Origin of the sequence: Pantoea agglomerans, from assembly GCF_021397715.1 — a bacterium.
Classification (GTDB): Bacteria; Pseudomonadota; Gammaproteobacteria; order Enterobacterales; family Enterobacteriaceae; genus Pantoea; species Pantoea astica.
This window is the reverse complement of sequence record NZ_CP090207.1, coordinates 2378252-2402585: the sequence shown is the minus strand read 5'-3', so window position 1 is coordinate 2402585 and position 24334 is coordinate 2378252. Positions and strand designations below refer to the sequence as shown.

At 57.6% G+C, this 24334-nt stretch carries 25 protein-coding genes; 9 read left to right on the top strand and 16 right to left on the bottom strand.

The genetic code is table 11. The features are described from left to right. Positions 1–78: 78 nt before the first annotated feature. The 3 genes from gloA to LZU96_RS11420 form a co-directional block, all read right to left on the bottom strand. Positions 79–486: a lactoylglutathione lyase gene (gene gloA, locus LZU96_RS11430; protein WP_031375718.1), complete on the bottom strand. Its 408-nt coding sequence runs from the start codon at positions 484–486 to the stop codon at positions 79–81. A gap of 120 nt (positions 487–606) precedes the next feature. Further along, on the bottom strand, positions 607–1704 hold the full coding sequence (locus tag LZU96_RS11425) for an alkene reductase (protein WP_233984460.1): 1098 nt from the start codon (positions 1702–1704) through the stop codon (positions 607–609). A gap of 50 nt (positions 1705–1754) precedes the next feature. Continuing rightward, on the bottom strand, positions 1755–2351 hold the full coding sequence (locus LZU96_RS11420) for a TetR/AcrR family transcriptional regulator (protein WP_233984459.1): 597 nt from the start codon (positions 2349–2351) through the stop codon (positions 1755–1757). A gap of 177 nt (positions 2352–2528) precedes the next feature. Here LZU96_RS11420 and LZU96_RS11415 point away from each other — a divergent pair, with 177 nt between their 5' ends. From LZU96_RS11415 to LZU96_RS11400, 4 genes are all read left to right on the top strand, one after another. Beyond that, positions 2529–2768, top strand: a complete 240-nt coding sequence (locus LZU96_RS11415) for a DUF1289 domain-containing protein (RefSeq protein WP_233984458.1) — start codon at positions 2529–2531, stop codon at positions 2766–2768. A gap of 68 nt (positions 2769–2836) precedes the next feature. After that, a complete protein-coding gene (locus LZU96_RS11410) occupies positions 2837–3733 on the top strand; it encodes an aldo/keto reductase (protein WP_233984457.1) in 897 nt (298 codons plus the stop codon). Positions 3734–3817: 84 nt separating this feature from the next. Continuing rightward, complete coding sequence (gene sodC, locus LZU96_RS11405; RefSeq protein ID WP_233984456.1) at positions 3818–4336, top strand: superoxide dismutase [Cu-Zn] SodC; 519 nt, start codon at positions 3818–3820, stop codon at positions 4334–4336. A gap of 130 nt (positions 4337–4466) precedes the next feature. Further along, positions 4467–4934, top strand: coding sequence for a hypothetical protein (locus LZU96_RS11400; RefSeq protein WP_233984455.1), 468 nt, complete (start codon positions 4467–4469; stop codon positions 4932–4934). Here the strand turns inward: LZU96_RS11400 and LZU96_RS11395 are convergent, their stop codons facing one another. From LZU96_RS11395 to LZU96_RS11385, 3 genes are read right to left on the bottom strand one after another with little or no spacing between them, the layout of a single operon-like run. Then, a complete protein-coding gene (locus LZU96_RS11395) occupies positions 4935–6935 on the bottom strand; it encodes an FUSC family protein (protein WP_233984454.1) in 2001 nt (666 codons plus the stop codon). Then, positions 6932–7789 carry an HlyD family secretion protein gene (locus LZU96_RS11390; RefSeq protein WP_233984453.1) on the bottom strand — a complete coding sequence of 286 codons (858 nt, stop codon included), beginning with the start codon at positions 7787–7789 and terminating at the stop codon, positions 6932–6934. Before LZU96_RS11390 ends, LZU96_RS11395 begins: the two co-directional genes overlap by 4 nt. A 4-nt stretch (positions 7790–7793) precedes the next feature. After that, positions 7794–8030, bottom strand: a complete 237-nt coding sequence (locus LZU96_RS11385; protein WP_233984452.1) for a DUF1656 domain-containing protein — start codon at positions 8028–8030, stop codon at positions 7794–7796. 149 nt (positions 8031–8179) lie between these two features. Here LZU96_RS11385 and slyA point away from each other — a divergent pair, with 149 nt between their 5' ends. Further along, positions 8180–8617: a transcriptional regulator SlyA gene (gene slyA / locus LZU96_RS11380; protein WP_233984451.1), complete on the top strand. Its 438-nt coding sequence runs from the start codon at positions 8180–8182 to the stop codon at positions 8615–8617. 44 nt (positions 8618–8661) lie between these two features. Here the strand turns inward: slyA and slyB are convergent, their stop codons facing one another. After that, the gene (gene slyB, locus LZU96_RS11375; RefSeq protein ID WP_094121943.1) at positions 8662–9129 is read right to left on the bottom strand and encodes an outer membrane lipoprotein SlyB; all 468 of its coding nucleotides are present in this window, start codon (positions 9127–9129) and stop codon (positions 8662–8664) included. A gap of 284 nt (positions 9130–9413) precedes the next feature. Between slyB and anmK the strand changes: the two genes are divergently transcribed. Beyond that, positions 9414–10535, top strand: a complete 1122-nt coding sequence (gene anmK / locus LZU96_RS11370) for an anhydro-N-acetylmuramic acid kinase (RefSeq protein WP_233988185.1) — start codon at positions 9414–9416, stop codon at positions 10533–10535. A 60-nt stretch (positions 10536–10595) separates the two neighbouring features. Here anmK and LZU96_RS11365 read toward each other — a convergent pair whose 3' ends face one another. The 3 genes from LZU96_RS11365 to LZU96_RS11355 form a co-directional block, all read right to left on the bottom strand. Then, a complete protein-coding gene (locus tag LZU96_RS11365; RefSeq protein WP_233984450.1) occupies positions 10596–10829 on the bottom strand; it encodes a DUF4060 family protein in 234 nt (77 codons plus the stop codon). Positions 10830–11077: 248 nt separating this feature from the next. Then, on the bottom strand, positions 11078–12304 hold the full coding sequence (locus tag LZU96_RS11360; protein WP_233984449.1) for a diguanylate phosphodiesterase: 1227 nt from the start codon (positions 12302–12304) through the stop codon (positions 11078–11080). 97 nt (positions 12305–12401) lie between these two features. Further along, a complete protein-coding gene (locus LZU96_RS11355) occupies positions 12402–12926 on the bottom strand; it encodes a GNAT family N-acetyltransferase (protein WP_233984448.1) in 525 nt (174 codons plus the stop codon). Between the two features lie 299 nt (positions 12927–13225). Between LZU96_RS11355 and LZU96_RS11350 the strand changes: the two genes are divergently transcribed. Next, positions 13226–13459, top strand: coding sequence for a hypothetical protein (locus LZU96_RS11350; protein WP_233984447.1), 234 nt, complete (start codon positions 13226–13228; stop codon positions 13457–13459). Positions 13460–13585: 126 nt separating this feature from the next. Here LZU96_RS11350 and LZU96_RS11345 read toward each other — a convergent pair whose 3' ends face one another. Both LZU96_RS11345 and LZU96_RS11340 read right to left on the bottom strand, forming a co-directional pair. Continuing rightward, positions 13586–14779 (bottom strand): MFS transporter, encoded by a 1194-nt coding sequence (locus LZU96_RS11345; RefSeq protein ID WP_233984446.1) that lies wholly within the window; start codon positions 14777–14779, stop codon positions 13586–13588. Further along, entirely contained in the window at positions 14776–15318 is a 543-nt protein-coding gene (locus tag LZU96_RS11340) for a TetR/AcrR family transcriptional regulator (protein WP_233984445.1), read from the bottom strand. Before LZU96_RS11340 ends, LZU96_RS11345 begins: the two co-directional genes overlap by 4 nt. 541 nt (positions 15319–15859) lie before the next feature. On the opposite strand from LZU96_RS11340, the gene LZU96_RS11335 reads away from it, so the two are divergent. Beyond that, the gene (locus tag LZU96_RS11335; RefSeq protein WP_094121385.1) at positions 15860–16132 is read left to right on the top strand and encodes a hypothetical protein; all 273 of its coding nucleotides are present in this window, start codon (positions 15860–15862) and stop codon (positions 16130–16132) included. Positions 16133–16259: 127 nt separating this feature from the next. Here LZU96_RS11335 and LZU96_RS11330 read toward each other — a convergent pair whose 3' ends face one another. The 4 genes from LZU96_RS11330 to treZ form a co-directional block, all read right to left on the bottom strand. Beyond that, positions 16260–17024 (bottom strand): SDR family NAD(P)-dependent oxidoreductase, encoded by a 765-nt coding sequence (locus LZU96_RS11330; RefSeq protein WP_233984444.1) that lies wholly within the window; start codon positions 17022–17024, stop codon positions 16260–16262. Positions 17025–17140: 116 nt separating this feature from the next. Then, a complete protein-coding gene (glgX, locus tag LZU96_RS11325; RefSeq protein WP_233984443.1) occupies positions 17141–19216 on the bottom strand; it encodes a glycogen debranching protein GlgX in 2076 nt (691 codons plus the stop codon). 62 nt (positions 19217–19278) lie between these two features. Continuing rightward, positions 19279–21807, bottom strand: coding sequence for a malto-oligosyltrehalose synthase (gene treY, locus LZU96_RS11320; RefSeq protein WP_233984442.1), 2529 nt, complete (start codon positions 21805–21807; stop codon positions 19279–19281). Next, a complete protein-coding gene (gene treZ, locus LZU96_RS11315) occupies positions 21804–23591 on the bottom strand; it encodes a malto-oligosyltrehalose trehalohydrolase (protein ID WP_233984441.1) in 1788 nt (595 codons plus the stop codon). Before treZ ends, treY begins: the two co-directional genes overlap by 4 nt. A gap of 432 nt (positions 23592–24023) precedes the next feature. Here treZ and LZU96_RS11310 point away from each other — a divergent pair, with 432 nt between their 5' ends. After that, the gene (locus tag LZU96_RS11310; RefSeq protein WP_233984440.1) at positions 24024–24320 is read left to right on the top strand and encodes a hypothetical protein; all 297 of its coding nucleotides are present in this window, start codon (positions 24024–24026) and stop codon (positions 24318–24320) included. The last annotated feature ends 14 nt before the right edge of the window (positions 24321–24334 follow it).

Genomic DNA, 24334 nt, shown 5'->3' with positions numbered 1-24334 from the left:
AAAAACGGGCCCGGGTGCAGCAGATGAAGAGGAGCAGAGAAGATCAGCCCACCCGGCAGGGCAGGCTGAAGAGCAGGCTTAGTTGCCCAGGCCGTGACCGGCGTGTTTGTTTTCGATCAGTTCGATTTTGTAACCATCGGGATCTTCAACAAAGGCAATGATGGTCGAGCCGCCTTTCACCGGACCCGCTTCACGCGTGACGTTGCCGCCATCGTTACGGATGCGTTCGCAGGCCGCAGCCACATCATCAACGCCCAGCGCAATGTGTCCGTAAGCATTGCCGAGGTCATATTTATCCACGCCCCAGTTGTAGGTCAGCTCGATGACTGCACCTTCGCTCTCTTCGGTATAGCCCACAAAGGCCAGCGTATATTTGTATTCGGTGTTTTCGCTCTGACGCAGCACGCGCATGCCCAGCACACGGGTGTAGAAATCGATCGAACGTTGCAGATCGCCAACGCGCAGCATGGTATGAAGTAAACGCATAACATCCTCTTTAATAATCAAAACGCCATCGCCGGATGACACCAGCGCTAAGTATAGCGATCAAAATCGCCAGTGAATAATGGCTGCCATCATCTTCCCGGATGGCAGCCTGTAAGAAGATTACAGCGTCGGGTAATCGATATAGCCTTCAGCACCGCCGCCGTAGAAACTTTCCGGACGTTGCGGGTTCAGCGGCGCATCCTGCTGCAGGCGCTCCACCAGATCCGGGTTCGCGATATAATCACGACCAAACGCCACCGCATCGATCAGGCCGCGGGCGATCAGATCGTCCGCTTTCTCAACGGTATAAGCACCTGCGCCAATGATCGCGCCAGGGAACAGGTTACGCACTTTCTCACGGAAGGCATCGCTGTACGGCTTGCCGCCAGCCCAGTCTGGCTCGGAGAGGTGCAGGTAAGCGATATTGCGTTTTGCCAGCTCACCGATGTACCACAGCGCTGCTTCTTCCTCATCCGGACCGTTATCCAGATTCTGGAAGCTGCCGATAGGCGATACGCGGATACCAATGCGGTCAGCTGACCAGTTAGCGATCACCGCATCAACCACTTCCAGCGCAAAACGGCCACGCTTCTCGATGCTGCCGCCATATTCGTCGGTACGCTGGTTAGAGCCAGGTGCCAGGAACTGATGGATCAGGTAACCATGTGCGGAGTGCAGTTCCAGCAGGTCGAAATCGGCTTCACGCGCATTGGCGGCGGCCTGACCGAAATCGGCGACGATCTGCTGAATCTCAGCCACCGTCAGCTCACGAGGTACCGAAGTTTCTTCGCGGTAGACGCTGCCGTCAGCGGCACGCAGTGAAGTGCGGGTACCGGCAGCAAGGGCCGATGGCGCAACCGGGGCTTTACCTTCTGGCTGGACGCTGTTATGTGAGATACGGCCGGTGTGCCACAGCTGTACCGCCGTGTGTCCGCCCGCCTGATGCACGCCTTCGTTAATCGCTTTCCACGCCGCAATCTGCGGTTGAGTATGCAGGCCTGGTGCGCCGGCATAGCCTTTCGCCTGGAAAGAGATCTGGGTGGCTTCAGTAATGATCAAACCGGCGCTGGCGCGCTGGCGATAATATTCGCCCATCATCGGAGTAGGAATATCGCCTGGCTCAATGCTGCGCAGACGGGTCAGTGGTGCCATAAAAACGCGGTTTGGCACGGTAATTGCGCCGACTTTCAGCGGACGAAACAGCTGGGTACTCGCCATGTTAGCTCCTGATTAGTAGACCAGTCGTCTACAAACACTTTTTTTAAAAATCAGTGGATTTTCAGCCACTGTTCGATGGTACGTAATGCCAGCCGCAGCGGCTGCGGCTCACGGGAAATCTTGCTTTGTAAGCTCGCACCGAGCCACAACAGCGACAACAGTTCGGCCATTTGCGCCGGAGGATGCGGCAATGCCAGCGACTCCTGCTGAGCAGCGGCACTCAGCGTCTCTGCATAGAGCGCGGTAATTTTTGCTGCGCCCTGTTGCAGCGCGTCGCGCATCGGTTCAGAGAGATCGCAGACCTCTGCCGATACCTTGACGCCGAGACAGCCCACAATGTGTCCCTGCTGGGTAAACAGCTGCTCAGCAGCCCGAAAATGGTTCAGCAGACGCTCACGCGGCGTGCCATCGGGCTGATTCAGCTGAAGCTCAACATCCTGCAGGAAGCGTGCAAAGTAGCGCTCCAGCAGCGCCACGCCAAAGGTCTCTTTGGAACGGAAGTAATAGTAGAAAGAGCCTTTCGGCACTTCCGCCAGGGTCAGCAGTTCGCTCAGCCCCATTCCGGTGAAACCCCGTTGCAGACAAAGCTGCTCACCAATACGGAGCAGATGTTCGCGGGTTTCATTGCGTGGTTGCGTCTTGTTCATGACAGGGAGATTAGTAGACCAGTCGGTCTAATGCAATCGGGCGAGTCGCTTTTGGCACAGAGTGTTCACTCCGTGACGGTGAACAGCAAGAATCGGGTAACAGATATTGCTTCTTTGTTGCACAAACAGGCTAAGATCTCTTCAATAGTCCGTTTCATCTTTAACACGGGAGTCGTGGTGGCCGAGCAGCTTGAGTTTTTCCCGGTTCCCAGTCCCTGTCGTGGCATCTGCGAGAGCGATGCCCGCGGCTACTGTCTGGGATGTTTACGCAGCCGCGAAGAGCGGTTCAACTGGATGCGCTTCAGCGACACGCAGAAGCGTGAGGTGCTGCGTCTCTGTCACCAGCGCCGCCTGCGACTGCTGCGGCAACAGAAGAAAGAGGAGCCGCTTGATCCGCATCAACCGAGCTTGTTCTGACGACGTGGCGGTTTCCGTTATACTCTCTGACACCTTTATTCCAGCCATCGTGCCACAGGGAGATCGTTATGTTACAACCGCAAGCCATCGCGTCGCAGGGTCCGGATTTTTCACCGCTCATTATGGGTTACTGGCGGCTGATGGAGTGGGGGATGTCGCCCCAGCAACGAGTGGCATTTATTGAGCATCACCTGAGCCTCGGCATCACCACCGTCGACCACGCGGATATCTATGGTGATTATCAGTGCGAAGCGGCATTTGGCGAGGCGCTGAAGCTGGCGCCAGGACTGCGCGAACGGCTGCAGATCGTCACCAAATGCGGGATTGCAACCCGCGCCCGGCCTGAGCATCGGATCGGCCATTACAATACGGATAAAGCGCATATCATTCAGAGTGCGGAAAATTCGCTGCGCCATTTCGGCACCGATCGCCTTGATTTGCTGCTGATTCACCGTCCCGATCCGCTGATGGAGGCCGACGAGGTCGCCGAGGCCTTTATGACGCTGCACCAGAGTGGCAAAGTGCTGAACGCAGGCGTCTCTAACTTCACGCCAGCGCAATTCGCGCTGCTGCAGTCCCGTCTGCCATTTTCCCTGGTCACTAACCAGCTGGAGATCTCGCCGGTGCAGCAAAATCTGCTGATGGACGGCACGCTCGATCAGTGTCAGCAGTTACGTTTCCGGCCGATGGCCTGGTCCTGTCTGGGCGGCGGACGGCTGTTTAACGATCCTCACTATCAGCCACTGCGTGACGAACTGGAGGTGATACGCCAGGAGACCGGTGCCAGCAGCATGGAGCAGGTAGTGTATGCGTGGATTATGATGCTGCCGAGCAAGCCGCTGCCGATTATCGGATCAGGCAAAACGGCGCGCGTCACTGAAGCAGCCGCGGCGGTAAACCTGACCCTGAACCGTCAGCAATGGTTCCGCATCCGCAAGGCTGCGTTAGGCTTCGATGTGCCCTGAAGCGTAAAACTGCGTCAATCTTCGGCAGAATAGCGCAACCGGTACCAGGCTTATGCCATACCCTGGTACCAACAAGGAGTCACCATGAAGCTCAAAGCAGTTGCGCTATTTGCCCTTATGACTTGCGGAGCGGCTCAGGCCGCCAGTGAACAGGTCACCATCCATCAGGTCACCGCGGAGGGGATTGGAAAATCGCTCGGTAACGTGACGATTGAAGAGACCCGGTATGGCCTGCAGTTCACGCCCGATCTCAAAGGGCTGCAGCCTGGTATTCATGGTTTTCATGTGCATGCAAAGGGCAGCTGTGAACCGGGCGAGTCGCAGGGCAAGGTAGTAGCGGCCGGTGCGGCAGGCGGCCATCTTGATCCGGCTAACAGCGGGAAACATCTGGGGCCTTACGCGGAAGGGCACTCAGGCGATCTGCCAGCCGTCTATGTGGATGAGAAAGGCAACGCCAGCTATCCGGTGCTCGCGCCACGTCTCAAATCGCTGAGTGAAATTAAGGGTAAAGCGCTGATGGTGCATGTGGGCGGCGATAACCATGCCGATCATCCGCAACCGCTGGGCGGTGGCGGGGCACGCTTTGCCTGCGGCGTAATCTGATTTTCAGGGCGGCCATCGGTGCCGCCTGTTTTTCTTCCAGCCTGTTTATGAATTGTTGTACCATCCTGCACATTTCCCCCCTATGATATTGATTCAGGTAAGAAAGCGTGATGGGTGAAGGAGCAGGTATATGAAATTCAAGGGCGCATTACTGCTGTGCTTGCTGCTGGTGGGATGCGATAAACCCAACGATACGCAGTTGGTGACGGAAACCGGGCGGGAGCTGCAGCGCACCATTGATACCAACCCGATGCGCAGCACCTGCGAAAAGATTGCTAAAGGACGTGAATGGCTGAGCCGTAATACGGTGCGCAAGCTGGAAGCGCAGGGTTGCGATCAGGTCTATCGCAGCGCTACCGAAACCAATTTTACTGACACCACCATTTACCGACGCACCATGACTATGGTCTGCGGCGGCATTGTCGGCAAAAGTTTTACCGGCACCGAACTGAGCCGGCGGTTTATCTTCTCGCCGGATGAAAAGGCGCTGGTCATCGAGCCGATGACCGAGGTTGATAAAACCCGCTTTGAAGGCCATAAAACGCTGCAGCAATTGCAGGATGATTTCACCCGGCAGCAGCAGCAATATTGCCAGTAATCAGCCCGGCACCGCCTGTTTCAGCTGAGCCAGCGAACAGCGCAGCCGCCAGAGAATACCGGCCAGTTCACTCGCCTCATTACTGCCCAGCGCCAGCAATGAGGCGATCATTCTCTCCAGCTCCGCCAGGATCAGATCCAGCGAACTGTGCTGCACCCCGCGACTGCTGATAATCCGCTGAAGATTCTGCAAACTGCTGTCGCGCACGCTGATCAGCGTGGCGGAATCCGCCTGCCACTGCCGCAACTGCCAGACAATATGCGAGCAATTGAGCAATACCACGCCCCAGCGCAATAACCAGACGCGCGCCTGCTCATCCCGGCTGTGACTAAGCTGGCTGATGCGATGATAAATCTGCGATTCAAAACGGCTTTCACTCAGGCGCGGACGCCGTCTGAGCTGATCAAGAAACGCCAGCCGCAACGCACGGATATGACGACGACTTCGGCGCGCATCTGAGCTGGGCCGTAAAATCTGGAACGCCAGCCAGGCCAGCAGGACGCCGCACACTTTGGCGATGTTGTCATTGAAGAAATCCTGATAATCCCAGGTCGGCGGGTTGGTGACGGCGATGAACGAGCCCATAAACACAATAAATTGTCCCCACATCCCGGCGCGCTGCTTTTGCTGTAACTTAAACAGCTGCAGCGTCACCAGCAGCGGGAACAGCAGCAGTAAAAACTGCCACAGCTGGCTGATTTGCACCATCAGACCGAACTTCATCACAAAACTAAAGGCAAACAGCCACAGCAGGGTTTTCAGCAGCAGCGTCACGCTGCCGCCCGGCGACGGTGAAGAGGCATAGAGCACGCAGGCGATGGCGGTTAAGGTCAGCGCCGCCGCACCGGAGGACCATTGAGTATTGATCCAGAACGCGCAGCCCAGCACGATGATGCTGAAGGTACGCAGCGCGCTCCAGCCCGCTTCGGCGCTGTCGCTGTCGCGCGCTAAGGCCGGAACCGGCGGGGGCTGAAAGCGGGTATCGGCATCGGCGCGATCCAGCAGCCGGATCCAGCGCAGCACGTTGAGATACATCCAGCAAAAATAACGCAGCCGCTGACAAAAAGCGCGCTGCCGGTAGTCACCGTCGGCCGCTGGCGTGACGCTACGCAGAATGCGCGCCAGCCGGTACTTATCACACTCCGGTTTTCCCAGCTCGGCCAGCAGCTGTTGCAACGCAGCAAACAGCGCGTCGGGCGCGTCGGGCCAGTTCAGCAACATACGGCGCAGGCTGGAGAGCACGCTGGTCAGCCGCAGCTGCTGGTGCAGCACGTAGTTAAGCACGTTGTTCTGGCGGCGAAAGCGGTAGTGGCTCCAGAAGGCCTGAATCCGCAGCAGGTTCATGGTCAGAATCTGACTGATGACATTCTCATGCGCGGTACGAATGTTGTCACTGACCGACGGTTGCAGCAGTAACACCGCATGCTCCAGCAGCCTGGCGTGCATCTGCTTTAACGAGGTGATGAGCGTCTCGCCATCGGAGGTGCTCGGCAGCACCATCATCATAAAACCGGCACACAGGATGCCGGAGATCACTTCGCAGACCCGCGCCTGAGCGATGGTCCATAAATCGGTAATATCGGTGATGTTAACGCTGCTGAAGGCAATAATGGCTGCAGTATAGCCGGCGAGAGAAAAGGCGTAGGCGACATTGTTCTGATAGTGATTGGCGATGCCGGTACAGAGCGCCAGCCAGCCGGCAATCGCAAAGGTAAACAGCCAGGGTTCATTCAGGGTATGTCCGGCGATCAGCAACGCGGCGCTGGCCCCGAGCAGGCTGCCGACAATCCGGCCAAGGCTTTTGCTGATGGCACCGCCCACGGTCGGAAAACTGATGACTGCCGCCGAGGTCATCGCCCAGTAAGGCTCATCCAGATCCAGCCCATAGGCGATACTGAGTGCCAGACACATGGCAATGGCGTTGCGCAACGCATAGCGCCACTGATTAGCGTTGGCCTTAATCCAGGGTAACTGATCCCACGCCAGCCACTGAAAATTCATGGCTGAATGGTGATCGTGCAGGTGGTTCCGGCCACCAGCGGCACCTCAGCCGGCAGCGGATCGAGACGAATGCGTACCGGCACCCGCTGCGCCAGCCGCACCCAGGGCACGTTAGGCTTGACGTCCGGCACCAGACCGCTGTCCGTCTCAATGCTCTGGTCGTAGATGGCGCGGCCAATACTGTCGACCTGGCCCTGGAGTCGTGCGCCACTGCTATAGAGCACCACCTGAGCCGCTGCGCCCGGATGAATATGGCGCAGCTTGGTTTCTTCAAAATAGCCCACCACGTAATAAGAGTGGCTATCGACCAGCGCAAACAGCGGACTGCCCGCGCTGGCGTAGTTGCCGGGCCGCAGAGTGAGATTAGTGATCCAGCCGTCAGTGGGCGCGGTCAGCGTCGTCTGTTGCAGATTCCAGCGCGCCCGATCCCGCTCCGCCTCGGCCGCTTTGGCACTGGCGACGGCGGCGTTAGCGGCCAGCCGTGCGGCGTCGAGATCTTCCGCTGAAATCACATTGCGCGGCAGGCGACTACGCCGGTTAAATTCGTGCTGCGTTCGGGCCAGATCGGCCTGCGCCTTGCTGAGTTGCGCTTCGGCATTGTCGAGTGCAATTTGCCACGGCACCGGGTCCAGCGTCAGCAATTGCTGACCCTGATGGACAAACTGATTGTCTTTGACCTGCAGCTGAGTAATGCGGCCAGAGACCTGTGGCGTGATATCGACCAGTTCAGCCCGCACTTTGCCGTCGCGCGTCCAGGGCGACTGCATGTAGTAATTCCACATCCATCCACCGGCCAGCAGCGCCAGCGCAAACACAATCAGGGTGGAGAAATATTTCACCGCGTTAAATTTCATACGATTATCCGTGACCGATGAGCCAGAGTGCGGCGGTAACGCACAGCACAAACAGAGAGAGATCAAACAGCGTGGGATGCCAGATATCACCAGAGTAGATCCAGCCGCGCACCAGCGGGTGAATCAGCAACCAGACCAGAAAACCCAGTATCACCGCTTTGAAGATGGGCGGGAAAAACAGCGAAGCGCCGACCACCAGATCGGTTAGCGGTTTGGCACTGGAGAAGAGGTGGGTGAGCACGTTTGATATCCTTAATTAACCCGAGCGGCAGCCCGAAAGCGATGCCCTGTCGCTGCGCGGCGGTCCGGGATTTGTAATTTATCCTGTAAACTCGCAGAATAGTGTAAAATCTGGCTTGATAGCTAGCAAGCTAATTATAAGGAGATGAAATGGATACGCCCCTCGGAACGGATTTATCTCGACTGGTGCGCATCTGGCGCGCGTTGATTGATCAGCGATTAAAACCGCTTGAGCTGACTCAGACTCACTGGGTAACGCTGCACAATATTCATCAACTGCCGCCAGAGCAGTCACAGATTCAGTTAGCCAAAGCCATCGGCATCGAACAACCTTCACTGGTGCGGACGCTCGACCAGCTGGAGGATAAGGGATTAATTACCCGTTCGACCTGCGCCAACGATCGCCGCGCCAAGCGCATTAAGCTGACGCAGCAGGCGGAACCGATCATCGAACAGGTTGAGAGCGTGATTGATGAAACGCGCGATGATATTCTCTCCGGCATCAGCCGCGAAGAGATCAACCAGATGGTGACGCTGATTGCCCGGCTGGAAAAAAATATTCTCGAACTGCAGAACCGCGAGAAATAAAAAAACCGACGCTCAGGCGTCGGTTTTTTTTCACATCATTCGCCTTAGCGAGGTGAAACGGTCACCTGGCTGCCGTTCGATGCCATCACCACACGCTGACCAACCGAGTAGCGCGTTGCGGCCTGCTTCTGTACCACCATGATAGTGTTACCATCATCCTTACGGATCTCCAGCTCAACACCATCAGTCTTGTTCACCGCGCCCTGTACGCCCTGACCGGCTACGCCGCCCAGTACCGCACCGCCGGCTGTTGCCAGGCTACGTCCGCTGCCACCACCAATGGTGTTACCGAGGAAACCACCCAGCACGGCACCACCGATGGCACCAATCACGTTACTCTCATCTCCGCCCTGAATTTTCACCGGACGAACCGAGACCAGAGTACCGTAAGAGACGCTCTGAACCTGTTTGGCTTCACTGGCACTGTAGGTATCACCCGACAGCGTACTTGTGTTGCTACAACCTGCCAGCATCACACCGGTCAAAGCGACCACCACTACACGCTTAATCATTTGAAACTCCTTTAGTCGAGAAGGCGCCACGTTTATCGCGATATCCTGCACACAGTATAAGACACAAACCTGGCAAATTAATCCTTGTCCGAATAAAACACGGCTGGACAGAAGCATAGACTCTGTAAGGTTAACAATAATTCAATCGACGGAGAAAAATAGTGCCGTTGCGTTACCGGCTCGCCAGCTCTGAGAAATAAATAATTTAATCATAGAATTAGCCTGCGTATTTTGTCAGGCTAATCGCAATGATTCGCACCTCCAGCGGGGAGAAAACAATGGCTATAAAATCAGGACGTTATATTGGTGTGATGTCGGGCACCAGCCTGGACGGGGTGGATGTGGTACTGGCGGCGATTGATGAGAATCTGGTGGCGCAGCAGGCCAGCTACTGCCATCCGATGCCGCCCGATCTGCGCCAGGCCGTTCTGGCGGTTTGCCAGGGACAAAGCCTGACGTTGTCACAGCTCGGACAGCTCGATACCCGGCTGGGCCAGCTGTTTGCCGATGCGGTGCTGACCTTAATGCAGCGCGAATCGCTGGAGGCGAGCGATGTGGTCGCGATAGGTTGTCACGGGCAGACCGTCTGGCATGAGCCGCAAAGTGCCGCCCCGAATACGTTACAGATTGGCGATAACAACCGGATCGTTGCGGCAACCGGCGTGACCGTTGTCGGGGATTTTCGCCGCCGCGATATGGCGCTCGGCGGGCAGGGCGCGCCGCTGGTGCCCGCTTTCCATCAGGCGCTGTTAATGGACGCCACGGAACGCCGCATGGTGCTGAACATTGGCGGCATCGCTAATCTCTCGCTGCTGTTTCCCGGCCAGCCGGTGCGCGGTTTTGATACCGGACCCGGCAACATGTTGCTGGATGCCTGGATCTGGCGCAATCAGGGCAAAGCCTACGATCAGGATGCACAATGGGCGCGCAGTGGCACTCTGATCCCGGCACTGCTGGAGGCGATGCTGCGCGAGCCGTGGTTTGCCCTGCCGCCGCCGAAGAGCACCGGACGGGAACATTTTAACCTCGGCTGGCTGGAGCAGCATCTGCGCCACTTCCCTGGGCTGGCGCCGCAGGATGTGCAGACCACGCTGGTGGAGCTGACCGCCATCACTATCTCCCGGCAGGTGCAGCTCAATGATGGCTGCGATCGTCTGCTGGTGTGTGGTGGCGGCAGCCGCAATCCGCTGCTGATGGCCCGTCTGGCCACCCATCTGCCGGGTACCGAAGTGACCACCACCGATGCCGCAGGGATCAGCGGTGACGATATGGAAGCGCTGGCATTTGCCTGGCTCGCTTTCCGCACGCTCTCAGGCTTACCGGGCAATCTGCCTGCGGTCACCGGCGCGCGGGAAAAGAGTGTGATTGGCGCGATCTACCCGGCCAATGTGCTCTACCGGCGCTGAGATTCACTCTGACGATTCGGGGGCGAAGCGCCCCCGTTTGATGAAGGGATACGCCGTCTGTCAGGCTGCGCCCGAGAGATGGGTCAGATTGCGCACGCCGGTGATCACCGTGGCAACCATGGTTTCACGGCGGGTAATGACTTCAACCTGGTAATACCGGCTGCGATAGGCGATGGAATAGATGATGGGGTGGTATTTATTGCCTTCTCCATAGCGAGAATAGTGCGCTTCGAGCGCACGCGTTGCGGCCAGGATATGGGCGGGCTCTTTATCACCGCGGATGATGTGCTTCATTCAGTTCCTCAAATGCTGTCCCTGGGAGTCACGTTGCACGCTGTGCGCGCTGCGTCGGCCTAAACACTGAACATCTGACTGCTAAACATCGGGGGTAATAACGGGTTGATAATGGCTGACTTTGCAGCCGGGAGATGACAGAGAGATGAAGATCATCACCCGGTGCTGCTTATTTATTAGCAGCACCGGGCCGATCCGGCAAGGCGGGGCGGGACAGATTCGTCTAAATCGCAGACTGTGCGATGACGTCAGAGGATCTGGGTTGCGTTCAGTTCTGGCCAGGCGACCGCCGCGATGCCGTTAAGCTGCGGCCTGGCGAACAGATATCCCTGAAACTGCGAGACGCCTGCGGCTTCCAGCCACATCCACTCTTCCGGCTGTTCAATGCCTTCGGCGATAACGGAAATTTCCAGTGAGGAGCAGCATTTCAGGATCGCATGAATGATCGCCTGCTTAGGACCACTCTTGTGAACGCCGCTAATAATATTGCGGTCGATCTTGATCTTATCCGGCTGGATGCGCGTCAGCAGCGACAGGCCGGCAAAACCGGCCCCGAAATCATCCAGCGCCAGGCTGATACCGGCCGCCTTCAGCTGCTTAATCGCGGCTTCAAACTCATCAAGGCGGGAGATCACTTCGTTTTCAGTGAACTCCACCATGATCTGCTCAGGCACCAGACCCTGAGCGGCAATTTCATCCAGCAGGAACGGCACTGCATCAGGCACTTCCACCAGCGTCATCGGCAACAGATTAATCGAGAGCGTCAGCCCCTCAATGCCCAGCTGTTTAGCCTGGGCAAAGGCTCTCTTCTTCGACTGCAGATCGGTCAGGTAGATCTGATCGCGCGGCAGCTGTGCAAAATAGTCGAGCGGCAGTTCACCCTGTGGACCGCGCAGCAGCGCCTCCAGCGAGACAATTTCACAGGCAAGAGGATCGACAATCGGCTGAAAGGCAAAACTCACTTCATCAGCCGCAATCAGCGCCGCTTCACCGTCGCGTCGGGGTGATTCATCACGGATAAAGGTCCAGCTGCTGGCAGCCGGGATCTCGAAATAGTTCTCTTTTTCCCGTGCTTCGACAAAGGTCCGCAGAAACTGCAGCGCGCGATCGGCATAGGTGAGCTGGAATTTTGTGGTGCATCTGGCCAGCACTGCGTCCAGCACTGACTCTTTATCATGTTGCCGCAGGTCAAACAGCTCCATGCCCACGTTGCCGAAGCGGCGTGATGGCGCATAATCGCGCATCAGTTCCACCAGGTTATGATGACGCGGGTCCTGACAAATCCGGCTATAGATCGCCTTTACCGCCTGTTCCGGACCTTCCAGTACCTGGAAAAAATGCGTGCCGTTGAACAGCAAAATGCCGGAAATACCAGAGGATTCATTGATTTTATTAGCTTTTACCGCCAAATCGTTTAGCGATTTCACCGGTACGTGCCCGGCGATATGGCTGCGGTAAATGATTGTCGACAACATAAAGGCTTCCGGATTTTTTGTTTTTGTCCGCACACATTACCAGAAGGTTTATCAGCGGTGAACGAGGCCTGGCCGCCTTTATTGCTCCGGAACGCATTTAATTGTCAGCGGGCAGCAGAGCATCCCCGGCACCCAGCGCTCGCTGCAGGAAAACGGTATCGAGCCAGCGGCCATGTTTAAAGCCGACCGACCTCAGCGTTCCTACCAATTCAAAGCCCGCCGCGCAATGCAGAGCAACCGATGCGCGGTTCTCGCTGTCTCCGACATTAGCAATCAACTGACGGTAACCCGCCTGTTCAGCCCAGGCGATAGCGTGACGCAGCAAACGCGAGCCGACGCCGCGCTGACGAAACTGTGGATCGATATAGATTGAGTCTTCCAGCGTATAACGATAGGCGTGACGGGGACGGTAGGGCGCCAGATAACAGAAGCCGCGCACCTCGCCGTCACTCACAGCGATGAACCACGGCAGGCCCGCCTGCTGAATCTTATTCAGCCGCTGCGCCATCTCCGCTTCATCCGGCGCAACGGTTTCAAATGAGCCGGTGCCGTTAAGGACATGCCAGGCATAAATCTGCTGGATCGCCCTGATATGACGTGAATCCGCGTCAAAAATTTCCATTATCTCTCTCCTGGCCCTGCACGGTGATGCTGACTAAAAAACCACAATAAAGCGCGCGCTTTTGCCGCGCAATATGCACAGACCGCACCATAACGATTTCCTCTGACCGCGTCAGTCGGGGAAGAATGCTGAGGTTATTTGATCTGTTCAGCCTGACTGATTATTGGCTATTCAGTCTTTTCTGAAAACCGCGCCAGCATAATGATCCGCGCTGCGCTTACGGATATTATCCTCCGCCTGATCTCTGTGTAATAAATAAACAAGCAGAGCGGATGAAATTTGCCAGGAGACGCAGCGTGATGCGATTTGTTGATTTTCTGAATAGCAAGCAGGGGCTTCGTGAAGCCAGAAAATACTGTTTTGAATTAAATGGCGTGGTGCTGGGCCATTTCACTGCGCTGTTTCTGCATGATAACCAGGTTATTTTTACCAAAGATGGTAAGCAGTGCGCCGTGCCTTATTATCTGGGGCCGGAACAGGATCTGTTAAACCAGACGATTAATCCGAGAATTAATAATATCCGCGTTATCTGATTTATCAGCGCAGGAATGAAAACAGGCGGCTGTGGGTTTATTTGTTTTATTGCTTTCGCACAACCGATTAAACACCGATTCGCCGCAAAAGCGTGAACGTCGTTCTGGCCGTGCTGCCCAGTCAGGTCAGCGTTTTCTCTGTAACGTTATTTCAGCCGCAGCGTGCGGGTTTTTTTTGCCTTCAGAATCTGCGGTTTCTGGCGGCGCAAAAAAGAGCAACAGCAGCGCGCTGGCAGCAAACAGAACCAGAGTAGTGACCGCACCCAGCGCAGCATACCCCTGACCAAACAGCAGCGATCCCGTTACCTGGCCGACAGCCAGCATGAAAAACAACATGCCGACGCCGGTTGCAGGTTCCTCTTCGGTGGCCTGCGCGCCCCAGACCAGCAGCACCCCTGACAGCGTGACGTAACCGGCACCGCAACAGGCCACCGCTATCAGTAAGCCGACGGAATTACCGTGGCTGAAGGCGATGACCAGCAGTGGCAGCGCCATCGCTGACAGCGACAGCCGGTAAACGGCGTTCAGACCGATCCAGGCTGCGACCGGCCCGGTAGCCACGCCGATAATGCCCGCGCCGCCTGCCACCAGCCACAGCAGGCGGGTGGTGGCGGGTTCCAGGCCGACATGCTGGCGCAGCAGGGCTGAGCCGAAGCTCCACCAGGCGGCGCTCGCCAGGCCGGACACGAAGGCAATGGCGATCAGGCGGATCATTGAACGGCGAAACAGTTGCTGATGCCAGGGCTGGCGGGTCGCGCCAGCAGCGGCCGCCTCACCGGGCAGTGCGCGCATGATCGGCCATATAGACACCAGCGCCAGCAGGGCGAACAGCAGACAGGACGCCCGCCAGCCGCCCGGTAAGGCCGCCAGCACAGGTACCGTCAGCATGATTCCGCCACTGGTTCCGGCATTGAGCAGGGTATTGATGCGCGGCTGCCGGGCAGGGCTGATCCGCTGACTGACGGCGGCAGCCAGCGCCGGAGACGCCAGGCCAGAACTGAGTCCGGCGATAAACAGCCCGATCGCCAGCAGCAGCGCGGAAGAGGCACAGGCAAGCAGCAGCAGCCCTGTCGCTGCGCAGAGCGACGCCAGCAGTGCGGCGCGGCGCGAACCCCACCGTCGCGCCAGCGAGGCCGCCGCCAGAATGGTCAGGCAGTAAGCCACAAAGCTGCAGGCAGAGAGCAAACCTGCCCGCTGCGGGCTCAACGGAATATCGGCCGAAATCGCAGGCAGCATCAGCCCCCACGAAAATCTCGCCATGCCATAGGTCACCGCAATCAGGCTAAATCCGGTCAGCGCCAGTGCGCTCGCGGACCTCATTCCGCCGCGCCCTGCGGTTGCAGCAGCTGGATGGCCAGGGTGCCGGCCTGATTGGCGGCAGCATGACCGATAATCAGCGCCGAAGTAATCGCTCCTTCAAACAGCATCCAGATGGCGTCGCTCAGCAGCCGATTCTCTTTTCCCTGTACTGCGGTGACGCAGTCGCGAATGTAGTCACGCAGCGTGGTGCGAAAGGCCAGCGCCTGACCGGCGAGAGTGGCATCCCGCTCGGCATATTCGCCCCAGGCTTTGAGAAAGAAGCAGCCTTTCGCGCCATTCGCCTGCGTCCACTCGCCCAGCACCTGAAACAGCCGGGCAATCGCTTCTGGCTGCTGTGGCGCACAGAGGTCCGCCATAAAGCGTTGTTCCCGGGCGTGCATCACCGCAGCGGTCAGTGCCTCCCTGGAGGCAAAGTGATGGTAAAGCGTGCGCGTGGAGACGCCCGCCTCGCGGCAAATCTGGTCGGTACTGGTGGCGTGAAAACCGCTGGCATAGAACACCCGCTCGGCCGCCTGAATAATATCGTCTCTCTTTTTCATAGTTTAAAAGTAAACCGATCGTTTTACTTTTTCAAGGTGCGTTCACTTTTGTTGCGTGCGCCTTAACTGATAAACCTCACAGTCAGGCTCTGTTCCGGCTGCGCTTTTTTGAGGCCAGCAGATAATGACCGGACGATTATGCTTCAGTTTATGAGCGCTCATCGTTGACCTGACGGCGTCCACTTTTTGCCACAGCCAGGTTAATCCAACCCGTGTCATCTTCGGATGCGGTCGCAGGGGTTATTGAGTTAAAGTTTTGATTTTAATCATTTATTTTAGAATGATTTATCAGCGATATTGATTAGCAGGCTGAATGGGACTGGCGGCGGGGAGGCAAAGCCGGGGTTATGTCGCACTGAGCGACTAAAGCGACTCAGGTCTCTGAAAACGGCTAAATCTCAAAGTCAGTTTAACCGGTACAATAAAGTGGTTTTAAGCATAACTCTCAGTTAGTTTAATAAAGCTTCAGATAAAAACATAAGCCCTTACGAATTTTGTCGGTTTTTTTAAGATACATACAGCAACGATTAGGATGAATACCATGCTCAAAGCCAGTTATTATTATCTGTGCCCACGTCCCATGGGTGGATGGATTTTACACAAAGAAGGTTGCGTTAATCTGTTAAAAAGCGATAAGCGCGTGTTTATTGGTTCGCTTTATACCCGTCAACAGGCATTAACCGTTGCGAAAATTCATCACGCTAATGCCACTATGTGCAGTGTTTGCCTGAATAATTTTATCTGCCCCACCAGTAGTACGGTAATTAAGCCTGCGCGCGCCGCAACGCCAACCCGTCACACGCCTAAACATTAATTCCGCTGTCGCTACAGCGTGACGGCCTGGATCGGCAGATAATCAATAAGCCGTGAGTCGCGGCAATTAATAAACAGAAAAAAGGCAGCGTGAATACGCTGCCTTTTTGATTATATAGCGGAGACGATTAAGCCTGTTTAGGCTGGCCGTTAGAAGCGGTAATACCGCCGTCCACCGGCAGGTTTACGCCGGTAATATAACTGGCCTCATCGCTGGCAATAAAGACAATCGCACGGGCGATATCGTCCGCTTCTCCGGCACGCCGCAGCGGGATTCGATCGTAAAAGCGCTCCAGTAACGGCTGATTATCTTTCATATCTTCGGTTAAATCGGTAAAGGTAAAGCCCGGGCAGATAGCGTTGACCCGCACGCCGTCCGCGCCGTAATCCATTGCCAGGGCGCGGGTAAAGTTGGTGATAGCACCCTTCGCGGCGTTATAGATGCTCATGCCCCAGTCACCGCCTAAACCGGAAACCGAGGAGATATTCACCACGTTGCCTTTGCTGCGCAGCAGGGCGGGCATGAAATAGTGTACGCCGTGGAAGACGCCATCCAGGTCGGTTTTCATCAGCGTTTTCCATGCGTCAAGTTCGACCTCATGAATCCGGCCCTGCACGATCACCCCGGCGTTATTGACCAGCACGTCAACCCGGCCATATTTATCCAGTACTTTTTCTGACAGTTGTCTGACCTGGTCAGCGTCGGAAACGTCACAGGCAGCAACCAGATGATCGCCCGCAGCCAGCCCGGCATGGGTTTTTTCCAGCTTTTCCTGCGTCCGTCCCACCAGCACCACCGATGCGCCTTCTTCAGCAAAGCGTTTAGCTGCTGCTTCGCCAATACCGGAGCCGGCACCTGTCACAACCACAACCTTCTGCGTAAATCTGGACATTATGCCTCCTTGTCAGCATCAATATTCATCGTAAACAACCGGTTAAGCCTGGCAGTCACAGCCAGAAACTCAAGCGCAGCGCGAAATGCGCTGCGCCTGATTGCCTTGCCTTAACCCTACGGACGTCTGAACAGGGCGAAGCTGCGGCCTTCCAGCTCGAAATCCTTCTCTTTGGTGATCACCAGACCGCGCTTCGCGGTATCGCTGGTGGTCAGCTCCAGCACCCAGCCGCCTTCGCCAAACTGCGGAATCTGGAACGGCACATTGCCTTCAAACGGATTGAACAGCATCAGGACGTCGTGCCAGATGCCTTCTTCAGTTTGCAGGTCCGGCCGCCCGATGTAGACGCCCAGCGTTGAGCCTTCATCCCACTGTTCCGCCTGCTGGAAACCGCCACCGGCGTTGAACCATTTGATATCCATGCCATCGCGCCAGTTTTCACGGCGCAGCAGTGGCTGATCGGCGCGCAACTTCAGGATCTGACGGGTAAATTCACGCAGCGCCTCGGCGGACTCCGGCAGGTTATCCCAGTGAACCCAGGAGATTTCGCTATCCTGGCAGTAGCCGTTGTTGTTACCCAGCTGGCTGCGGCCAAACTCATCGCCCGCCAGCAGCATCGGGGTCCCGTGTGAGAAAATCAGAGTAGCGAGGAAATTACGCTTCTGACGTTCGCGCACCGCGTTAATGTTCTCATCGTCGGTCGGACCTTCCGCGCCGTAGTTGTAAGAACGGTTATCGTTGTGCCCGTCGTTGTTGTCCTCGCCATTCTCATCGTTGTGCTTGTCGTTATACGACACCAGATCGTTGAGGGTGAAGCCATCGTGAGCGGTGATGAAGTTGACGCTGGCCCACGGACGGCGACCGCGCTGGTCGTAGAGATCGCCCGATCCCAGCAGACGCGCCGCGAAGTCGGTCGAGACGTTGTTGCCTTTCCAGTAATCGCGCACCGTATCGCGGTACTGGTCGTTCCACTCTGCCCAGCCCGGCGGGAAGCCACCGACCTGATAGCCGCCCGGACCGATATCCCAGGGTTCACCAATCAGTTTTTTCTGTGACAGAATCGGGTCCTGCATCACGGCATCAAAGAAGCCGCCGCGTGGGTCGAATCCTTCGGGTTCGCGGCCGAGAATGGTGCCGAGATCGAAGCGGAAACCGTCGATATGCATCGATTCAGACCAGTAACGCAGCGAATCCATCACCATCTGCAGCACCCGTGGATGCGAGGTATTCACGGTGTTGCCGGTGCCGGTATCGTTGATGTAGTAACGATGCTGGTCGGGCAGGGTGCGGTAGTAAGAGAAGTTATCAATGCCTTTAAACGACAGCGTCGGGCCCAGCTCATTCCCTTCGGCGGTGTGGTTATAGACCACGTCGAGAATCACCTCGATACCGGCATCGTGGAATGCGCGCACCATGTCACGGAAGCCCTGAATACCGCGCGGACCGAAGTAACGGGTAGCGGGTGCGAAGAAGCCGAGCGTGTTGTAGCCCCAGAAGTTTTTCAGCCCTTTGTCCAGCAGATGCTGATCGTCCGGGAACCAGTGTACCGGCAGCAGTTCGACAGAGGTGATGCCCAGACTTTTGATGTAATCGACGGTGGATTTGTGGCTCATGCCATCGAAGGTGCCGCGCATTTCCGGAGGCAGCGCGGTGTTGAGCTGGGTGAAGCCTTTAACGTGAGTTTCATAAATCACCGTCTTCGGCCAGGGCACGTTGGGACGATGCTTATCCTGCCAGTCAAACTCATTCGGATCGATCACCCGGCATTTAGGGGTAAACGGCGCGCTGTCGCGGCTGTCAAAGGTCAGATCTTTGTCTTCGTGATAGAGGTCATAGGCAAAGTGCGCCTCGTTCCACTCAATGTCGCCAGCCAGTTCACGGGCGTAGGGATCGAGTAGTAACTTATTCGGGTTAAAACGGTGGCCGTTTTCCGGATCGTAGGGACCGTAAACGCGATAACCATACAGCGCGCCCGGTTGCAGCCCAGGCACATAGCCGTGCCATACCTCATGGGTAAATTCCGGCAGTTCCAGCCGGGCAATTTCGTTTTTGCCGCCTGGATCGTAAAGACAAAGCTCGACCCGCTCGGCATGGGCGCTGAACAGGGCGAAGTTAACGCCCTGACCATCAAAGTTTGCCCCAAGCTGATGGCTGTAGCCCGCCGTGATTTCAAAACGCTTACTGTTTGACATTTATGCCTCGTTATTCAATGACCAGATTGACGCGTTAAAAAAAACTTCCTGAAAACGGACCCTTACAGCGCCAGCAGCACGGCACACCAGCCCGACGCAAGGTTATCCAGTTGCAGCCGGTCACCGGGCACAATCTCGTTGCCACTCAGCAGATCGCGGTAGCGATGCTGGCTAAGTGAGGACGGCAGGGCGATTTCAGTCGCGGCCCAGCGGTCTGCCGGCGGCTGATCCAGCGTTTCCGGCAGGTGATTCAACACCAGCCGCGGGACAATCACGATCACCGCCTGATGCTGATGCTGACGGGCAAATGCCACTACCCGATCCTGATGTTCGCCGTGGGCGGTCAGCGGCAGATAGTCACCGTGGCGGAACAGCGATGGCTGCTGCTGACGCACTGCCAGCAAGCGGGCAATGGCCTGCTGATTGACCTGACCGCGCAGCCAGTGACCGTCATCCTGTTCCTGCTGCGGCTGGTCCAGCATCGCCGCCAGCGCGGCAAAATCAGGTTCGCGCCGGTTATCCGGATCGACCAGGCTGAAATCCAGCGCCTCACTGCCCTGATAAATATCCGGGACGCCGGGCGCGGTGAGTTTCACCACCGTCTGCGTCAGGCTGTTAACCAGTCCGGCCCGCACAAACGGCTGCAGGGCGGAGCAGAAATCGCGCAGGAAAGCGATATTGTCCGGTGCCAGCAGGTGACGGGCATAATCCAGGACCGCCTGTTCATAGGCATCGTTGTTGTCTGCCCAGTCGGTGCGTAATTTCGCTTCACGCAGCGCTTTTTCGACGTAAACCACGAAGCGCGCTTCCAGCGCCGCCAGTCCGGCAGCATCGTCGGGCTGCAGCGTCGGTGGCCAGACGCCGGCCAGCGCTTCATACAGCATCCATTCCACCGCCGGTTCCGGTGCCGCGCCATCTTTCAGGCGGACGACCTTCGCCTGATTCATCTCCCGCCAGCGGGCGACGCACTCTGCCCAGCGCTCCGGCGCTTCGGTCAGGGTATAGAGTCGGGCGCGGGCATCTTCGCCGCGCTTGGTGTCATGGGTTGAGGTGCCGGAGAGCGCGTCGGGCTGATGTTCGCGCCGCGCCTGCATTTCGGCATGAAACTGATCCAGCGAAAAGTGACGCGCCAGCGGTTCGGCACCCACTTCGTTTAACGCCAGCGCCATGTGCTGACGGAAAAAGAGGGTGTCCTCCACCGACTTCGCCATCAGCGGACCGGTCAGTTGCTGGAAGCGGGTGCGGAACTGGGCGGCGTCTTCGGTGGCGGCTGCCGTGACCTCGCCGCGCAGAATGCGCACCAGCAGGTCAAGCGCATCCGCATCCGGCGCGCTGGCACTGGATTTGACCTGGCTGACCACCTGTTGCAGCAGCGCGTTATCGGCAGGCGTCAGCCCCTGCGGCGTGCCGTAAGTGCGGTAAACCGGAAATGCCACCAGCAGTTCGCGCAGCGCGTTCTTCAGTTCAGCTTCCGGTTGCGGCGTGCCGTCGTGCCGGGCGATGCCGAGAGCCAGCTGCAGCAGACGGTTAAATTCACCTGCGAAGTTGCGATTAGCCATCAGTAACTTGGCCGCACGCAGCTCAGCTTTCATGTCGACCGTTTTGCCGATCACGGTCTGATAAGCCTTGCGCAGCGCACTGAGGCGATTACCGTCCACCAGCACATTCGCCAGCGCCGCCATAAACTCGTAGCCGGTGGTGCCGGAAACCGGCCACTCATCCGGCAACTGCTCGTTCTCGCCCAGGATTTTTTCTACCGTGAGGTAGCAATCGGGGCCAGCGGCCTGGCGTAACTGCTCAAGATAGCCGCGCGGATCGGCCAGACCATCGACGTGGTCGACGCGCAACCCCTGCACCGCGCCGCTGTGGACCAGTTCCAGGATCAGCTGATGCGCCGCATCAAACACCGCTTTATCTTCTACCCGAACCCCGACCAGGCCGGTCACTTCGAAGAAGCGGCGATAGGAGAGGTCGTTGGGTGCGTCACGCCACGACATCAGACGCCACGGCTGCTGGTCATGCAGCGCGGCAATCTGTGCCGGGTCGCGCAGGCCGAGCACCGCTTCTTCGCGGCCCTGCCAGGTGTGCGGGGCCAGCGGATAATAGTTGTCGTAGTAGGCCAGCGCCGGTTTGCCGCTCTGCGGGTCGCGCTGCACGCTGATCTCGCCGTTGGCCAGCACCGCCTCGAAGGTGTCGCCAAGGAACGGCAGCGTCAGGCGGCGTGACCAGTCAATGTCAAAGTAGTGGGCATACTGACTCTGTTCGCCGTGCTCGATCACGTCGCGCCACCACGGGTTCTCCAGCGAGGCGGCCATATGGTTGGGGACGATATCGAGGATCAGCCCAAGACCGGCCGCTTTCAGCGCCGCCGCCATCCGGTCAAAGCCGGCACGGCCACCGATCGAGGGTTCGATCTGGTTAACATCGGTGACGTCATAGCCGTGGGTGGATTCGGCGGTGGCGCTGAAGATCGGCGAGGCGTAAAGATGACTGATGCCAAGCTGTTTCAGATAGGGGACCAGCGCCGCGGCACGGTCAAACGTCATGCCGTTGCGGAACTGGATACGATAGGTGGCGGTTGGGATATTCATTGTGCGGCTCCTTGATCCAGACGAACCACAATCGACTCCGGTGCCAGTTCGGGGCTCTCCTGCGGCCAGGCAAAGATGGTCTCACCCGGCAGATCGGCAATCGGCTGCGGCCGGTCGCTGAGGTTGAGCGCCAGTGACAGCGTGCCCTCAGGGAAGTCCCAGCGCACCGCGAAGAAACCGGGCGCGGTGTTGACCACCTGACCACTGTTGCCGCCCGCGGTCTGCAGCAGCGGCACAATGTGCTGCTGGCGCAGTTGCAGCAGCCTGCGCGTCAGCGCCAGCCACTGCTGGCCTTCCGGCGTATCGGGCTTCTCCCAGTCCAGCTTTGAATCGGCAAAGGTCTGCGGATCGTTAGGGTCCGGCACGCTTTCACCTTCGTGACCAGCATGACCTTCAAACTCTCGGGCACGGCCTTCACGCACCGCTTTGGCCAGATCGCCATGGAAATCGGTGAAGAACAGGAACGGCTGCGTTTCGCCATACTCTTCGCCCATAAACAGCAGCGGTATGTGCGGCGACAGCAGTAACGTGGCCAGCAGCAACTGGGTACGTTCCACGCCGGCCAGGCTCACCAGCCTTTCGCCCTGGGCGCGGTTACCCACCTGGTCATGGTTCTGAATGAAGTCGACAAAGGCGACCGGTGGCTGGCTGCGGCTGTCAACGCCGCGCGGCTCGCCTGACTGCAGCGACACTTCGCCCTGATAAACGAAACCTTCCGCCAGCGCGCGGGCAACCCGCTGCTCCGGTCGATCGGCGAAGTCCTGGTAATAGGCATGCTTTTCGCCGGTCGCCAGTACGTGGACCGCATTGTGGAAGTCATCATTCCATTCGCCGGTAAACAGCGGTGCCTGACCGTTTTCATCGCGCGGATGCAGGAAGGTGACGTTGCGGCAATCTTCGGTGGTCAGGTGAATCGGCCGATCGGTAATCTCAGCCCGGATGCGTTCAGCAATCTCAATCAGCACATGTTTATCGGCCGGATCTTCGATCTGATCGATGGCGTCGAAGCGCAGGCCATCGAGGTTAAATTCTTTCAGCCAGTAGAGCGGGGCTTCGGTGATATAACGGCGCACCGCGTCAACGTCATAAGCGATGCCGGCGCCCCACGGTGTCTGGCGCTCTTTATGGAAAAAGTCTGGCGACAGCAGCGGCAGATAGTTGCCTTCCGGGCCAAAGTGGTTCAGCACGATATCCAGCACCACCGACAGGCCGTGACCGTGCGCCGCATCGACAAAGGCTTTGAAATCATCCGGCGTGCCGTAGGCGGCGTGCGGTGCATACAGCAGCACGCCGTCGTAGCCCCAGCCGCGATTGCCGCCGAACTGCGAAACCGGTAATACTTCAATCATGGTGATGCCGTTTTCCGCCAGCCACGGCAGTTTTTCAATCGCCGCCTGGAAGGTGCCCTGCGGCGTAAAGGTGCCGATGTGCAGTTCATACACCACCGACTCCTGCCACGGACGGCCTTGCCAGTCGGTGTTCTGCCAGGCGTAAGCCTCAGGATCGATCACCAGCGACGGGCCGTTGACGTCATCTTTCTGACCGCGCGACGCGGGATCGGGCACCGAGGTACCGTCGGCCAGCACAAAATCGTATTCGGCACCGGGCGCGACGCCGCCCAGCTGGGTTTCGAACCAGCCATCAGGCTGGCGTGTCATCTCAATATCTTTGCCGGATAGCCGCAGGGTCACGCGTTGCTGGCCCGTTGCCCAGAGACGGAAACGGACCTCATCGCCGGACACCCGCTCGGCGCCCCAGCTTTTAAAAAATGATTTGGATTCCATTCAGTTGCCTCGTTTAACCTGGAAATGCGCAATGATCGCCATCGCGCGGAAATGATGCCGATGATGCGAGCTTCAAAAACATAAACATGTCAGCGAGACCAGGATGCCAAATGGGTTGGCGCGTCTCTTCAGCCAGGATCCTGGACTGGTATTCAGCGTGATGCGGCGGGAAGTCAGGAATGAGACCGTTTCCACGCGGCATACGAAGAATAATCATAGACTAAGATGTCGCGATCGCAGGGCTGCGGGTCTTACAGAGGCGGGAATTTGCGTTAATGGCGTGGATTCGCATCCTCCGGGCGGTTCATCGTGCGCCAAAGCCGCGCAGAAAATCCTGCCGGAGCCGGTCGATTCCGTATAAGCTGGCTAACCTGCCATCGTCAGGCGTGCCGGACGACAGCAGTGCGAATTTATATTTTAAAAGGACCTTACGTGAGCAAAAATGCCCTGTTTGTGGCGCTACTGATGCTGTTATCTGCCTGCTCTAATCGCGTCGGGCACAATCTGGATACCGCGCGGCTGCAGCATATCCAGCCCGGCCAGACCAGCAAAGCGCAGCTGATTTCGCTGTTTGGTCAGCCGGACAGCGAGACGCCCTATCCGGATGGACAGCGTTTGCTGAAATGGACCTACAGCGAAGCGCGCACCCTGAACACCACCGAAGGGCAGACGCTGACGGTACAGATGAAGAACGATAAGGTGCTGAACTTTGCCCTGAGCAAAAGCTGACGCAGCGGTTCATC